The organism is Rhizobium sp. RU36D (assembly GCF_900176345.1).
Taxonomy (GTDB): Bacteria; Pseudomonadota; Alphaproteobacteria; order Rhizobiales; family Rhizobiaceae; genus Allorhizobium.
Map to the genome: position 1 here is coordinate 164859 of NZ_FWXU01000001.1, position 12756 is coordinate 177614.

The 12756-nt window shown below is 60.1% G+C and carries 12 protein-coding genes; 8 read left to right on the forward strand and 4 right to left on the reverse strand.

What is annotated here, in order from left to right:
- Positions 1 to 48: 48 nt before the first annotated feature.
- Positions 49 to 282, reverse strand: coding sequence for a DUF2171 domain-containing protein (locus B9A97_RS00855; RefSeq protein WP_084363085.1), 234 nt, complete (start codon positions 280 to 282; stop codon positions 49 to 51).
- 311 nt (positions 283 to 593) lie between these two features.
- Here B9A97_RS00855 and B9A97_RS00860 point away from each other — a divergent pair, with 311 nt between their 5' ends.
- The 3 genes from B9A97_RS00860 (at position 594) to B9A97_RS00870 (ending at position 4904) form a co-directional block, all read left to right on the forward strand.
- Positions 594 to 2417 (forward strand): potassium/proton antiporter, encoded by a 1824-nt coding sequence (locus B9A97_RS00860; protein ID WP_084363086.1) that lies wholly within the window; start codon positions 594 to 596, stop codon positions 2415 to 2417.
- A gap of 98 nt (positions 2418 to 2515) precedes the next feature.
- Positions 2516 to 3718 carry a phosphoglycerate kinase gene (locus B9A97_RS00865; protein WP_084363087.1) on the forward strand — a complete coding sequence of 401 codons (1203 nt, stop codon included), beginning with the start codon at positions 2516 to 2518 and terminating at the stop codon, positions 3716 to 3718.
- Positions 3719 to 4007: 289 nt separating this feature from the next.
- On the forward strand, positions 4008 to 4904 hold the full coding sequence (locus B9A97_RS00870; protein WP_084363088.1) for a fructose bisphosphate aldolase: 897 nt from the start codon (positions 4008 to 4010) through the stop codon (positions 4902 to 4904).
- Between the two features lie 106 nt (positions 4905 to 5010).
- On the opposite strand, the gene B9A97_RS29675 is transcribed toward B9A97_RS00870, so the two are convergent.
- On the reverse strand, positions 5011 to 5169 hold the full coding sequence (locus tag B9A97_RS29675; protein WP_179145184.1) for a hypothetical protein: 159 nt from the start codon (positions 5167 to 5169) through the stop codon (positions 5011 to 5013).
- Between the two features lie 171 nt (positions 5170 to 5340).
- Here B9A97_RS29675 and B9A97_RS00875 point away from each other — a divergent pair, with 171 nt between their 5' ends.
- From B9A97_RS00875 to B9A97_RS00890, 4 genes are all read left to right on the forward strand, one after another.
- The gene (locus B9A97_RS00875) at positions 5341 to 6627 is read left to right on the forward strand and encodes an MFS transporter (protein ID WP_084363089.1); all 1287 of its coding nucleotides are present in this window, start codon (positions 5341 to 5343) and stop codon (positions 6625 to 6627) included.
- Positions 6628 to 6638: 11 nt separating this feature from the next.
- Positions 6639 to 6836 (forward strand): DUF1192 domain-containing protein, encoded by a 198-nt coding sequence (locus B9A97_RS00880; RefSeq protein WP_084363090.1) that lies wholly within the window; start codon positions 6639 to 6641, stop codon positions 6834 to 6836.
- 398 nt (positions 6837 to 7234) lie between these two features.
- Positions 7235 to 7750, forward strand: coding sequence for a protease adaptor protein RcdA (locus B9A97_RS00885; RefSeq protein ID WP_084363091.1), 516 nt, complete (start codon positions 7235 to 7237; stop codon positions 7748 to 7750).
- 156 nt (positions 7751 to 7906) lie between these two features.
- A complete protein-coding gene (locus B9A97_RS00890; protein WP_244564073.1) occupies positions 7907 to 8977 on the forward strand; it encodes a patatin-like phospholipase family protein in 1071 nt (356 codons plus the stop codon).
- Between the two features lie 96 nt (positions 8978 to 9073).
- Here B9A97_RS00890 and gap read toward each other — a convergent pair whose 3' ends face one another.
- Both gap and tkt read right to left on the reverse strand, forming a co-directional pair.
- A complete protein-coding gene (gap, locus tag B9A97_RS00895; RefSeq protein ID WP_084363093.1) occupies positions 9074 to 10084 on the reverse strand; it encodes a type I glyceraldehyde-3-phosphate dehydrogenase in 1011 nt (336 codons plus the stop codon).
- An 81-nt stretch (positions 10085 to 10165) separates the two neighbouring features.
- Positions 10166 to 12148, reverse strand: coding sequence for a transketolase (gene tkt, locus B9A97_RS00900; protein ID WP_084363094.1), 1983 nt, complete (start codon positions 12146 to 12148; stop codon positions 10166 to 10168).
- Between the two features lie 334 nt (positions 12149 to 12482).
- On the opposite strand from tkt, the gene B9A97_RS00905 reads away from it, so the two are divergent.
- Positions 12483 to 12755, forward strand: a complete 273-nt coding sequence (locus tag B9A97_RS00905) for a DUF4164 domain-containing protein (protein WP_084363095.1) — start codon at positions 12483 to 12485, stop codon at positions 12753 to 12755.
- Position 12756 lies beyond the last annotated feature (1 nt).

A 12756-nucleotide genomic window follows, 5' to 3' on the forward strand; every position in this document is an offset into this window, starting at 1 on the left:
AAGGCGAACTGAACAGCAGCCTTGAGGATGGCAACCGCGCCGCCGAACTTAGTTCAGCGACTGCCATTCGTTGCGGACTTCATCCGCATTCTTCGCCAGATGCACGTGGCTTTCGATGCGCTCCACCCAGGCGAGCGGGATGAGGTGGTGCTTGCCGTCGGGCGAATCCGTCTTGGTCAGCTTGATGCGGCTGGCACCGTCCATGTGATCGACGGTGCCGACCTGGGCGCCATCGGCGGCCATGACGGGCATATGTTCGCGAATCTGTTCTGCAGAGATCATCGGATATCCTCCTTTGCGGGGTGAGTTCGTGCCACCTTTGAACGCGCGACGCTACACAACCGTTCCTCCGAAAATCGCAGTCGCGATGCTGCCAGTGACGTCTTTTTCTCGCATCGCCCCACTCTGATCATGATTGCCTGCCAATCCTGAAAATGCCGTTCGGCACCTGTTACTTCTTGAACATAATCCCCCCGCCGCGCGTGGGGGTGAGTGACCAACGCCCTGGCGAAAAGCCTGGGCGGGGATGGGTGCTGCGCGACTTGCTGTCACCGAAGGCGTGACGGCAGCATCGTTCGGAAGAGGATAGAGGGTTGCACGAATTCTACGCAGTGACGCTGATTGCCACGGCCCTCGTTCTTCTGGCTGCCTTTTCGAGCATGATCGCCTTTCGGTTCGGCGCGCCGCTGCTGCTGCTGTTCCTGTTGATCGGGCTCGGCGCCGGCGTCGACGGCCTGGGCATCGATTTCTCGAACTTCCCGCTGGCCTATATCGTCGGCTCGCTTGCGCTGGCCGTCATCCTGTTTGATTCCGGATACGGCACCTCGCTGCAGTCCTTCAGGATGTCCGCCGCTCCGTCCCTGACGCTCGCCACGGTCGGGGTGCTGCTCACCACGCTGCTGTTCGGCCTGATGGCGAGCCTGATCCTTGGCCTCACCTATTTAGAAGGCATGCTGCTCGGCGCGATCCTCGCCTCGACCGATGCGGCGGCCGTGTTCTTCCTGCTGCGCATTGGCGGCATCAATATTCGCGACCAGGTGCGATCCACGCTGGAGGTGGAATCAGGCACCAACGACCCCATGGCGATTTTCCTGACCATTGCCCTTGTCGAAGTTATCTCAGCCGGACAAGGCTATGCCGGCCTCAATCTCGATCTTCTCCTGTTGTTCGTGGAGCAAATGGGCCTAGGCCTGCTCTTCGGTTTGATGGGTGGCGCCCTGATTGTCCTGGTTCTAAGGCGTATGCGGATAGAGCCGGGCCTGGCACCAATCTTCATGCTGGCGCTGGCGCTGCTGGTCTTCGCCTTCACCGGTATCGTCGGCGGCAGTGGATTCCTCGCTGTCTATGTCGCCGGCATCTATGCCGGTTCGCGCAAGCTGCCGGCGGGCTCGGCCATCCGCCGGTTCCAGGATGGCATGACCTGGCTTGCCCAGATCATCATGTTCCTGCTGCTGGGGCTGCTCGCCACCCCCTCGCAATTCCCGGAGATCCTCTTGCCCGCAATCCTGCTCGGCCTGTTCCTGGTGTTCATCGCCAGGCCAATTGCGGTCTGGCTCTGCCTTCTGCCCTTCAGCTTTACGCAGCGGGAAACCGGCTTCATCGCCTGGGTCGGGCTGCGCGGCGCCGTCTCCATCCTGCTCGGCATCCTGCCAATCCTCGGAAATCTCGAAAACAGCCACATCTATTTCAACACGGCCTTCATCGTCGTCATGATCTCCCTGATCGTCCAGGGTTGGACCATCAAGTCCATGGCTAGCCGGCTCGGGCTAATCGTGCCGCCACGCATCGGCGCGATCGATAAGGTGGAACTAGACCTGCCCGGTGCCGCCAACCACGAATTGCTGGCCTACCGTGTCGTTGCCGGAAGCCCCATCCTGTCGGGCGAGCGCATCCCGCGCTGGGCCATGCCATCCCTGGTCATCCGCGATGGCAAATCGATGCGCTACCAATATGCCGGGCGCCTGCGGGAAAATGATCAGGTCTACCTCTTCATCGCTCCCGGATACTCCCCCCTGCTCGACCGGCTATTTGCCGGCCGCGCCGCGGTGACCAAGGATGATAGCGAATTTTTCGGCATGTTCACGATCCAACCGCAACGTCCTGCCGAGGATCTGGATGCGGCCTATGGTCCCGGCCTGATTTCGGAAAGCGAACGTGGCAAGACGGTGGCCGAACTGATGGAGTCCCGGCTTGGCGGGCGGGCCGAATATGCCGACCGGGTGCGGCTGGGCAAGCTGATCCTGATCGTGCGCGATACCGACGAAACCGGCAGGATCTCCGCCGTCGGTATCTCGATGGAGGTCATGGAACCGGTAACGAAAGTGCCGATCTTCCTCAATATCAGAGAGATGGCGCATGCGCTGCGTGATGCGATCCGCCGTATCAGGGCCCGCCGAAGGGCCGCGGCTTCATCCTAAAATACCGCCGCCCTCGCCTTGCATCAAAGGTCAGGCGTAGTAATGTCCGCGCGAACAGCTGAAGCTCCCTTCAACATTTCGAACCGACGGATGGAACCATGCCGGCTTTCAAGACAATCGACGACATCTCCGACATCGCGGGCAAGCGCGTCCTCGTTCGCGTGGACCTCAACGTACCCGTGACGGACGGCAAGGTCAGCGATACCACGCGCATCGAGCGCGTTGCCCCGACTATCAAGGAACTGTCGCACAAGGGTGCAAAGGTCATCCTGCTCGCGCATTTTGGCCGGCCCAAGGGCGAGCCGGTGGCGGACCAATCGCTGTCGCTGATCGCGCCGGCCGTCGAGGAAGTCCTCGACCAGAATGTGACTTTTGCCACGGATTGCATCGGCTCTGCCGCGGCAGATGCCATCGCCAAGATGCAGAACGGCGATATCCTCCTGCTGGAAAACACCCGTTTCCACAAAGGCGAGGAAAAGAACACGCCCGAATTCACGGCGGAACTGGCCAAGAACGGCGACATCTATGTCAATGACGCCTTCTCGGCAGCCCACCGCGCCCATGCCTCGACCGAGGGCCTCGCCCATCTCCTGCCTTCCTACGCCGGCCGCACCATGCAGGCAGAGCTGGAAGCACTGGAAAAGGGCCTCGGAAATCCCGTCCGTCCGGTCGTTGCCATCGTCGGTGGCGCAAAGGTCTCGACCAAGATCGACCTCCTGTCCAACCTCGTGAAGAAGGTGGACGCGCTGGTCATCGGCGGCGGCATGGCCAACACCTTCATCGCCGCCCAGGGCATTGATGTCGGCAAGTCGCTGTGCGAGCATGACCTTGCCGAGACCGCGCGCTCCATCATGGAAACCGCCAAGGCCTCGGGTTGCGCCATCGTGCTGCCGGTCGATGGCGTGGTAGCCCGCGAGTTTAAGGCTGGCGCCGCCAATGAGACCGTCGACATCCAGTCGATCCCGTCAGATGCCATGGTGCTCGATGTCGGCGCTAAGTCCATCGAAGCCGTCAACGACTGGATCAGCAAGGCCTCGACACTGGTCTGGAACGGCCCGCTCGGCGCATTCGAGATCGAGCCCTTCGACACCGCAACCGTGGCGGCGGCAAAGCATGCCGCAGCCCGCACGGTCGAGGGCAAGCTGACCTCGGTGGCCGGCGGCGGTGACACGGTATCCGCCTTGAATCATGCCGGCGTTGCCGATGACTTCTCCTATGTCTCGACGGCCGGCGGTGCTTTCCTGGAATGGATGGAAGGCAAGGAACTGCCGGGCGTGGCCGTGCTGGCCAAGAGCGCCTGAGCTATCCTCTAGGGCCGGCCACGTGCCGGCCCTCACACATTAACTGTCTTTAAAATATTTAACAGATTTCAAACGATTGAAATGATTTCAATCGTTTCAAGTACTTAAGGGAACGTTTCCCTAGAATTAAACTTCTGTTATCGCCCCATGGTAGCCCTTTGGAGACGTTGAAACGCCGCAAACTTTTGTGGCTTTCAATGCGGGCGCTGAACAATTCGACAGGCCGATTGTTCATCAAATCAGGGATCAATGAGCGCGTAACGCGCCATTTTAGCGATAGGAGTGAGACATGGTGAACGCGAAGATGTTGGACAAGATCAGATCGGCGCCGGGATTCATTGCGGCGCTGGATCAGAGCGGTGGTTCAACACCCGGAGCGTTGCGTCTCTATGGCATCTCCGAGTCGGACTACAATGGCGATGACGAGATGTTCCAGCTGGTGCATGCCATGCGCGTGCGCATCATGAGCGCGCCTGCCTTTTCCGGCGACAAGGTGATCGGCGCGATCCTGTTCGAGCGCACCATGGATGGCGACGTGGAGGGCGAGCCTGTTCCCTCCTATCTCTGGGAAAAGCGCGGCGTTGTACCCTTCTTGAAGGTCGACAAGGGCCTGATGGCAGAAGAAAACGGCGTGCAGCTGATGAAGGCTATGCCGGATCTCGATCCCCTGCTCATTCGCGGCCGCGAAAAGGGCATTTTCGGCACCAAGATGCGCTCGGTCATCGCCAATGCCGACAAGGCCGGCATCGCCGCCGTGGTCAAGCAACAGTTCGAAGTGGCCCGCCAGATCATCGGCCAGGGCCTGATGCCGATCGTCGAGCCGGAAGTCTCCATCAAGAGCCCGACCAAGCAGGAAGCAGAAGCCATCCTGCGCGATGAGATCGTCAACCAGCTCGACAAGCTGCCGTCTGGCGAAACCGTGATGCTGAAGCTGACGATCCCGACGGTGGCCGACTTCTATGCGCCCCTGGTTGACCACAAGTCCGTGGTGCGCGTCGTGGCGCTCTCCGGCGGCTACTCGACCGTCGATGCCTGCGAAAAGCTGAGCCACAACCGCGGCATGATCGCAAGCTTCTCCCGTGCCTTGGCAGAAAACCTGCGCGTCAGCATGACCGATGCCGAATTCAATGCCAGCCTGTCGGACACGATCGACCAGATCTACGGCGCAAGCGTCAACAAGCACTGAGCGAACGGCCTCGGCGGCATCTCAACTGCGAATATCCTGAGCACGATCCCAAGTCCCGCCATCGCGGGGCTTGATCTTTATGCGCCTCGTGCGTGCATGGCCGACACTACGGACGGATCAGCAGCGTCACGGACCAGATCACGAACGCGATGATCGCGATTTTCCAGAAGTCGCTGCGCTTGTAGAAGCCGGGAACGCCGAACGGCTTGATCACCTGCACCAGCATGGCCAGCATCAGAAACCCGGCAACGGCCTTTCCTAGCATCGGAACACGTCCTTCTCCGGATGTTAACCCCGCCCGTCATAAGCTGGTCAAGATTACGAGCCACGAAACCGGCATTACCGGATAAACCCTAGGACTCGCCGGCGCAATATTTCGTTTCGCCGCGCGTCGCAATCCATGCCGTCCTTGCCAGCCACGAATGAAGTCAAGATCATGAGACGAAACCTCCTGCCAGTCCTGGCGCTCCTGTCCGGCACGCTCTTCCTGTTTTTGGGAAATGGCTTGCACGGCCTGCTCCTACCAGTCAGAGGCTCGGCAGAAGGCTATTCCAACGAGGTTCTCGGCCTTCTCGGCACGACCTGGGCCACTGGCTTCGTCATGGGTTGCTTCTTTGCCCCGAAGCTCGTGATGCGGATCGGCCATGTCAGGGCTTTTTCTGGCTTCGTCTCTGTGATCGCCATCATCTCGCTGTCCACCGGCATCATCGTCGACCAGTACTGGTGGGTCGCCGTACGCGTCCTGACGGGCTTCTGCACCGCCGGCACATCCATGATTGTGGAAAGCTGGCTGAATGAACGCGCCACCAACGAAAGTCGCGGCACGATCTTCTCCTTCTATATCTCCATCACCCTGATGGGCGTCGTGGCCGGACAGATGCTGCTGCCGGTTGCCGACAGCATGACCACCATCCCCTTCATGCTCTGTGGCATCTTCTATTGCCTCGCGATGCTGCCGACCACCCTTTCGACCGCAGCCTCCCCGCAGCCGCTGAAATCGGTGAAGCTGGATTTGAAAAGTCTCTACCGAAACTCGCCGGTATCCTGCGTCGGCATATTGCTCATCGGCATCGCCAATGGCGCGTACGGCACGCTCGGAGCGGTGTTCGGCGCCCGCGCGGGCATGAGCGGTGGAACAATCGCGGTCATGCTGAGCCTCACCATCTTTGCCGGGGCCATAATGCAGTTCCCCGCAGGCCGGTTCTCGGATGCCATCGACAGGCGCTACGTGCTTGCCGCCCTGTCCTCCATAGCCGCGCTCGCCGCCGTTCTGCTGGTGGTGTTGCAGCCAGAGGCCACGCCCCTGGTCATCGCCCTCGTCGTGCTCTACGGCGCCGCGGCCAATGCGCTCTATCCAATCGCGGTTGCCCATGCCAATGACTTTGCCACCGCCGACGATTTCGTCAAAGTGTCGGGTGGACTGCTGCTTCTCTTCGGTATCGGCACGATTATAGGCCCGACCGTTGGCGGACCTGTGATGACGGCGCTCGGACCTCACGCACTATTTGCAGTGACCGCACTGGCCCATATCGCGCTGACGGCATACGCTCTGCGGCGCACCAGGATCCGGGCGGCCATACCGGCGGGTCACCGCGGCAATGTACCAAGCATTCCCGTGGCAGGATCGCCCGTCAGCACGCCGGAAAGCCTGAGGCTTGATCCCCGGGCGGCGCCGCTTCGCGGCCAACCCGGCGAAAACGAAACGCCAGACAGCACCACGTAAAGGATCGTCCCATGAGCTTTTTCGACGAAGACAAGCCCAAGAAGCCAGCGACTCACGAACTGGGTAGCGACCTCACATTCCTCTCCGCCGATGAACTCCAGGCGCGAATCACTTTGCTAAAATACGAGATCGAACGTCTTCAGGCAGAGGTGGAGCGCAAAAATTCCGGTCGCCAGGCCGCGGAAAACATGTTCCGCTCGAAAATGTGAACAGCGAAATATGGCGATGTATATCCGCCGGCGTTCCAAAAATGTTCTTTTGTGAAACGAATAACGACTGATTTTTTCTGTTTCATTAACCAGCTATTAAGCTACTGAGAGGATTATAAAAGTATCCAGAGCTTCTGGATTCAGGCAGTTTCACCGCACGGCGAATAGGTCTGATTTTTCTCCCTGTTTTACCTTGAGAGCCGCTTTTGCGGCTCTTTTTTTGTTTTTAAGGGTCTATTGAGCAAAACTGTGGGAATTAACCCTTCTTTAAGAATCGGCTTGCGGTTTCGGTATATTGGTAGCATCGTGCAAGCATAAAGATTGACGGCGCGGCTCCTCTCTGGAACCTTCACGCCGCAACTTCGTTCAAGTCATGCGTAATACAGGGAAACGAAACGATGTCGGAAGTGGGATTGAACACAATCAGTTTTGCCGGCCGCGCCGCCGCCTCCGCGCAGTTCAAGGCAACCTATGCCGAGGGGATGGGTCTGGTTGAAGAAACCGCGGCTTATCTCGATGGCCCCGGTCGTGCCGCCGCCAAGGTCCTGCCGCGCATGGCGTCCGTGCTCTACGCGGCCGAGTCGATGCGCCTCACCACCCGGTTGATGCAGATGGCATCGTGGCTGCTGCTGCAGCGGGCCGTCAACAACGGCGAAATGAGCCGCGACCAGGTTCTCTCTGAAAAGAGCAAGGTCCGTCTCGACGGCTTCAACGTCGACCGCGGCGCCCCCGGCTGGAACGATCTGCCGGAAGCCTTCCGCGACCTCGTCGAACGTTCGCTGCGCCTGCAGAACCGTATCGCCCTGCTGGATCGCGAAATCTATCGGCCGAACGATGCCGCCATCGTTCCCGACAATGAAAACAGCGTGCAGGCGCAGTTGAACCTGCTGCGGACCGCTTTCAGCACCAATTAACAGCTTGCCACCCTACGCATGACAAAACCGGCCGGCGCCATCGCGCCGCCGGTTTTTTTGACGCCTCGTTCTGAAATATTCCCTCCCAGCGAGCGCATCGGCCATTTACAATTTTAGAGATTAAACAGATCCTGTCTTCACCGAGAGGGGGAGGACATGATGAGCAGGTTCATTTTATCCATTGACGGCGGCGGTATCCGCGGCATCATTCCAGCGACAATCCTGGCTGTGCTGGAAGGCAAGCTTCAAGCGCGCGGGAAGACCTTGCCGCTGCATCGTTATTTTCACCTGATCGCCGGCACATCCACCGGAGCCATCATTGCCGCTGGCTTGACTTGCCCACAGCCAAGGCATCCGAAGGAGCCTGCAGCGGATGCAAAGACGCTGGTGGAACTCTACCGTCGCCGAGGCAAGGAAATCTTCGACCAAAGCGTGTTTCGCAAGCTTGCCAACATAGGCGGCTTGCTGGATGAGCACTACGATGCAGCAGCGCTGGAAAAGATCCTGATCGAAATGCTGGGCAAGACCACCGAAATCCGCGACGCGCTGACCAAGGTGCTGATCACCGGCTATGACATCCATGCGCGCCGCGCCGTTTTCCTCACCAATGCCGACCCGGAAAATGAACGTTTTTACTTCTGGCAAGCGGTGCGCGGGTCCTCGGCCGCCCCGACCTATTTCGAGCCGGCGCTGGTCGATAACCTCGCCGCCCGCAACCGCGGAGAAACCCCGACATTCCCGATGATCGATGGCGGCGTTTTCGCCAATGATCCCGCGATGGCGGCTTATGTCGAAGGTGACAAGATGGGATGGCGCGACAATGGCGACACCATCATCCTGCTTTCTCTCGGCACTGGGTCTGCCAGCCGCAAGATCCCGTACCAGCAGGCCAAGAATTGGGGCGCTGGCGGCTGGATCAACCCCGGCAACGACACGCCCCTCATCTCCGTTTTCATGCAGGGCCAGGCCAGCACGGCATCCTATCAGTTGAACAAACTTCTGAACCGCGATCCTCCGGCCTTTTCCGATGGCGCCACTGTTGTCACGACGGAAAATCGCAGCAAGCTCAAATACTTCAGGCTCGACGCCCCGCTCGCCGGCGTCAACGACGCGCTGGATGACACCAGCGAGGGCAACATCGCCGGGCTGATCGAGTTCGGCAAGACGCTGGCGGCGAAGCATGACCTCGCGCTGGAAGAGATGGCGGATCGTCTGACCGCCATCTGATCCGCATAAAAAAGCCCCGGATCACTCGATCCAGGGCTTCAGCAATGCGAGGCTGATGTTGTTACATCGGCCTTATTTTATGTCTGACTTCGCCGCTCAGATGAGCTTGCCAAGCGCGACCGAGGTGTCGGCCATGCGGTTGGAGAAGCCCCACTCGTTGTCGTACCAGGTCAGGATGCGCACGAAATCGCCTTCGAGGACCTTGGTCTGGTCGAGGGCGAAGATCGACGAATGGCTGTCGTGGTTGAAGTCGCGGCTGACGAGCGGCTCATCGGTGTAGCCCAGAATGCCCTTGAGCGCGCCGTTCGAAGCAGCCTTGATCGCTTCGTTGACTTCGGCGACCGTGGTGTTCTTCTTGGCGACGAACTTGAAGTCGACAACCGAAACGTTCGGCGTGGGAACGCGGATCGAGGTGCCGTCCAGCTTGCCCTTGAGGTGCGGCAGCACGAGGCCAACGGCCTTGGCAGCGCCCGTGGAGGTCGGGATCATCGACAACGCAGCAGCACGGGCGCGGTAGAGGTCCTTGTGCATGGTGTCGAGCGTCGGCTGGTCACCCGTGTAGGAGTGGATCGTGGTCATGAAGCCATGATCGATGCCGATCGCATCGTCCAGAACCTTGACCACCGGCACCAGGCAATTGGTGGTGCAGGAGGCGTTGGAGATGACCAGGTGGTCCTTGGTCAGCTTGTCGTGGTTGACGCCGAAGACGACGGTCAGGTCAGCGCCATCAGCCGGAGCCGAGACGATGACGCGCTTGGCGCCGGCGGTCAGGTGTGCAGCGGCCTTGTCGCGTGCGGTGAAGATGCCGGTGCATTCCAGCGCGATATCGACACCAAGCTCACCATGCGGCAGCGTTGCCGGGTCCTTGATGGCCGTGACCTTGATCGGCTTGCCACCGGCGACGGTGATCGTGTCGCCATCGACCTTCACATCGGCAGGGAACTTGCCGTGGATCGAATCGTAACGCAGCAGGTGGGCATTGGTCTCGACCGGGCCGAGGTCGTTGATGGCGACAACCTCGATATCGGTGCGGCCGGACTCGACGATGGCGCGCAAGACGTTGCGGCCGATACGGCCGAAGCCGTTGATGGCAACTTTCACAGTCATGGAAGAACTCCCGCTTGAAAAACTGTTTGTAAGACTACCGGGCCGATGGGCGTTTTGAAACGCCCATGCGGCAATTTGACTTTAGCCGAGCTTGGCCTCGGCGGCCGCAACGACTGCTTCCGCCGTGATGCCGAAATGCTTGTAGAGCTCCTTGGCCGGCGCGGATGCACCGAAGGACTTCATGCCGATAAAGGCGCCATCCGAGCCGATGAAGCTGTCCCAGCCCTGGCGAATGCCGGCTTCGACGGCGATCTTCACCGGCGCCTTGCCGATGATCGCGGTCTGGTAGTCGGCGGACTGCTCGAAGAACAGTTCGAAGCAGGGAACGGAAACGACGCGGGCAGAAATGCCCTTGGCAGCGAGCGTCGCCTGCGCCTTGACCGCAATCTCGACTTCCGAACCCGAGGCAAAGATCGAGACCTTCGCATCGCTGGCAGAGATCAGCTCATAGGCACCATGGGCGCACAGGTTCTTCTCTTCGTATTCGGTTCGTGCCGGCTGCAGGTTCTGACGGGTCAGCGCCAGGCCGGAGGGGCGATGCTTTTCCTTCAGCGCCAACTGCCAGCACTCCGCGGTCTCGGTCTCGTCAGCCGGACGGAACAACAGCAGATTGGGAATGGCACGCAGGGCGGCGAAATGCTCGACCGGCTGGTGGGTCGGTCCATCCTCGCCAACGCCGATGGAATCATGGGTCCAGACGTGAACGACGCGAATGCCCATCAGCGCCGCCAGACGCACTGACGGACGGCAATAATCCGAGAAGATCAGGAAGCCGCCGGAATAGGGAATCAGGCCGCCATGCAGCGCGATGCCGTTCATGGCGGCAGCGGTTGCATGCTCGCGAATGCCGTAATGCAGGTAGCGACCGGAGAAATCGGTCGGCGTGATCGACTTCATCTGGCTGGTCTTGGTATTGTTCGACGGCGTCAGGTCAGCCGAGCCGCCCAGCATTTCCGGCAACAGGCCGTTGATGACTTCAAGCGCATCTTCCGATGCCTTGCGGGTCGCAACAGTCGAGTTGTTTGCCGCAATCTTCTTCTTGAAATTGTCGATTGCCGTGTCGAAACCGCCCGGCAGGTCGCCGGCAAAACGACGGTTGAACTCGGCGCGCTTCTCGGCGTCTGCCGCCGTGAGCCGTGCTTCCCATTCCTTGCGAGCCTTGGTCGAGCGAAGGCCGGCCAGACGCCAGGTGTCGAGCACATCGGCCGGCACGGTGAAGGCTTCGGCCTCCCAGTTCAGCGACTTGCGTGCCGCGGCGATTTCATCGGCACCGAGAGGCGACCCATGGACCTTGTGAGTGCCCTGCTTGTTAGGCGCGCCGAAACCGATGATGGTCTTGCAGGCGATGAATGTCGGACGGTCGGACTTCTGCGCCTGCTCGATCGCGGCAGCGATGGCCGCCTGGTCGTGACCATCGACCTCGATGGTATTCCAGTTGGCAGCCTTCAGGCGGGCGATCTGGTCGGTCGAGTCGGACAGCGAGACGGCACCGTCGATGGTGATCTTGTTATCGTCCCAGAAGACGATCAGCTTGTTAAGCTTCAGGTGGCCCGCCATGGCGATGGCTTCCTGGCTGATGCCTTCCATCAGGCAGCCGTCGCCAACCAGCACATAGGTAAAGTGGTCCTGCAACTCCTTGCCGAATTCCTGTGCGAGCTTGCGCTCAGCGATCGCCATGCCAACGGCATTGGCAATGCCCTGGCCCAGCGGACCGGTCGTGGTTTCAATGCCCGAGGCGTGGCCATACTCCGGATGGCCGGCGGTCTTGGCGTGGAGCTGGCGGAATTGCTTGAGGTCCTCCGCCGTCATGTCTTCGTAGCCGGTCAGATAGAGCAGCGCATAGAGCAGCATCGAGCCGTGGCCGGCCGACAGAACGAAGCGATCGCGGTCCGGCCAGAGCGGGTTCTTGGGATCAAACTTCAGGTAGCGGCTGAACAGAACGGTGGCGATGTCGGCGGCGCCCATCGGCAGGCCGGGGTGACCGGAATTGGCCTTTTCCACGGCGTCCATGGCAAGGAAACGGATCGCATTTGCCATCCGGGTATGTTTTTCGGGAGAAATCATAGCTGTTCCGCTCGTTCCGGGTCACAAGGGACGGTCGCTTATCGCGGCGGACCGTCTTAAGGCCGGTGATCCATAGCAGGTGGATCGCGCAAGTCAATAAATCCGCCCGGGCTTGGCACAAAGCTGGGCAGCTTTCGGTTTCCCTGCCCATTTTGCATGCACCGGCGGGGATCTTGAGGATATCGACAAACGCCCGGACCGTCCACAATTAGGCACGCTGCCGCACCCGTCGTTTTGTTGACGTGCGGCGATTTCGCTTAGTACTGTCGCGCTTTGACATTAAGAGCATGCCGTATCGATTCGATGACCTTTTTTGGCAAGTCAGGACCTATTGATGGCTAGGGAAAACAAGGTTGATGCCGCGCTCGGCGCCTTGCGCAAGGCCATCGACGGGCTGGAAAACGCCATCGACATGCGGATTGAGTTGCAGCGGGAAAACCGCGACGTCGAGGGCGAGGTGCGGCGCGTGCATGCCGACAGGGCACGCCTGGCACAGGAACTCGACCAGTCGGAATTTCGCGCCAATCGTCTCGAGGAGGTCAATCGTGAAGTGTCCCGTCGCCTGGTCACCGCCATGGAAACCATAAGGGCCGTCCTCGACCGCTAGA

Coding starts and splice junctions, on each gene's coding strand:
- B9A97_RS00855 (WP_084363085.1), bottom strand. CDS start 282: ATGATCTCTGCAGAACAGATTCGCGAACATATGCCCGTCATGGCCGCC.
- B9A97_RS00865 (WP_084363087.1), top strand. CDS start 2,516: ATGCCGGCTTTCAAGACAATCGACGACATCTCCGACATCGCGGGCAAG.
- B9A97_RS00870 (WP_084363088.1), top strand. CDS start 4,008: ATGGTGAACGCGAAGATGTTGGACAAGATCAGATCGGCGCCGGGATTC.
- B9A97_RS29675 (WP_179145184.1), bottom strand. CDS start 5,169: ATGCTAGGAAAGGCCGTTGCCGGGTTTCTGATGCTGGCCATGCTGGTG.
- B9A97_RS00875 (WP_084363089.1), top strand. CDS start 5,341: ATGAGACGAAACCTCCTGCCAGTCCTGGCGCTCCTGTCCGGCACGCTC.
- B9A97_RS00880 (WP_084363090.1), top strand. CDS start 6,639: ATGAGCTTTTTCGACGAAGACAAGCCCAAGAAGCCAGCGACTCACGAA.
- B9A97_RS00885 (WP_084363091.1), top strand. CDS start 7,235: ATGTCGGAAGTGGGATTGAACACAATCAGTTTTGCCGGCCGCGCCGCC.
- B9A97_RS00890 (WP_244564073.1), top strand. CDS start 7,907: ATGATGAGCAGGTTCATTTTATCCATTGACGGCGGCGGTATCCGCGGC.
- gap (WP_084363093.1), bottom strand. CDS start 10,084: ATGACTGTGAAAGTTGCCATCAACGGCTTCGGCCGTATCGGCCGCAAC.
- tkt (WP_084363094.1), bottom strand. CDS start 12,148: ATGATTTCTCCCGAAAAACATACCCGGATGGCAAATGCGATCCGTTTC.
- B9A97_RS00905 (WP_084363095.1), top strand. CDS start 12,483: ATGGCTAGGGAAAACAAGGTTGATGCCGCGCTCGGCGCCTTGCGCAAG.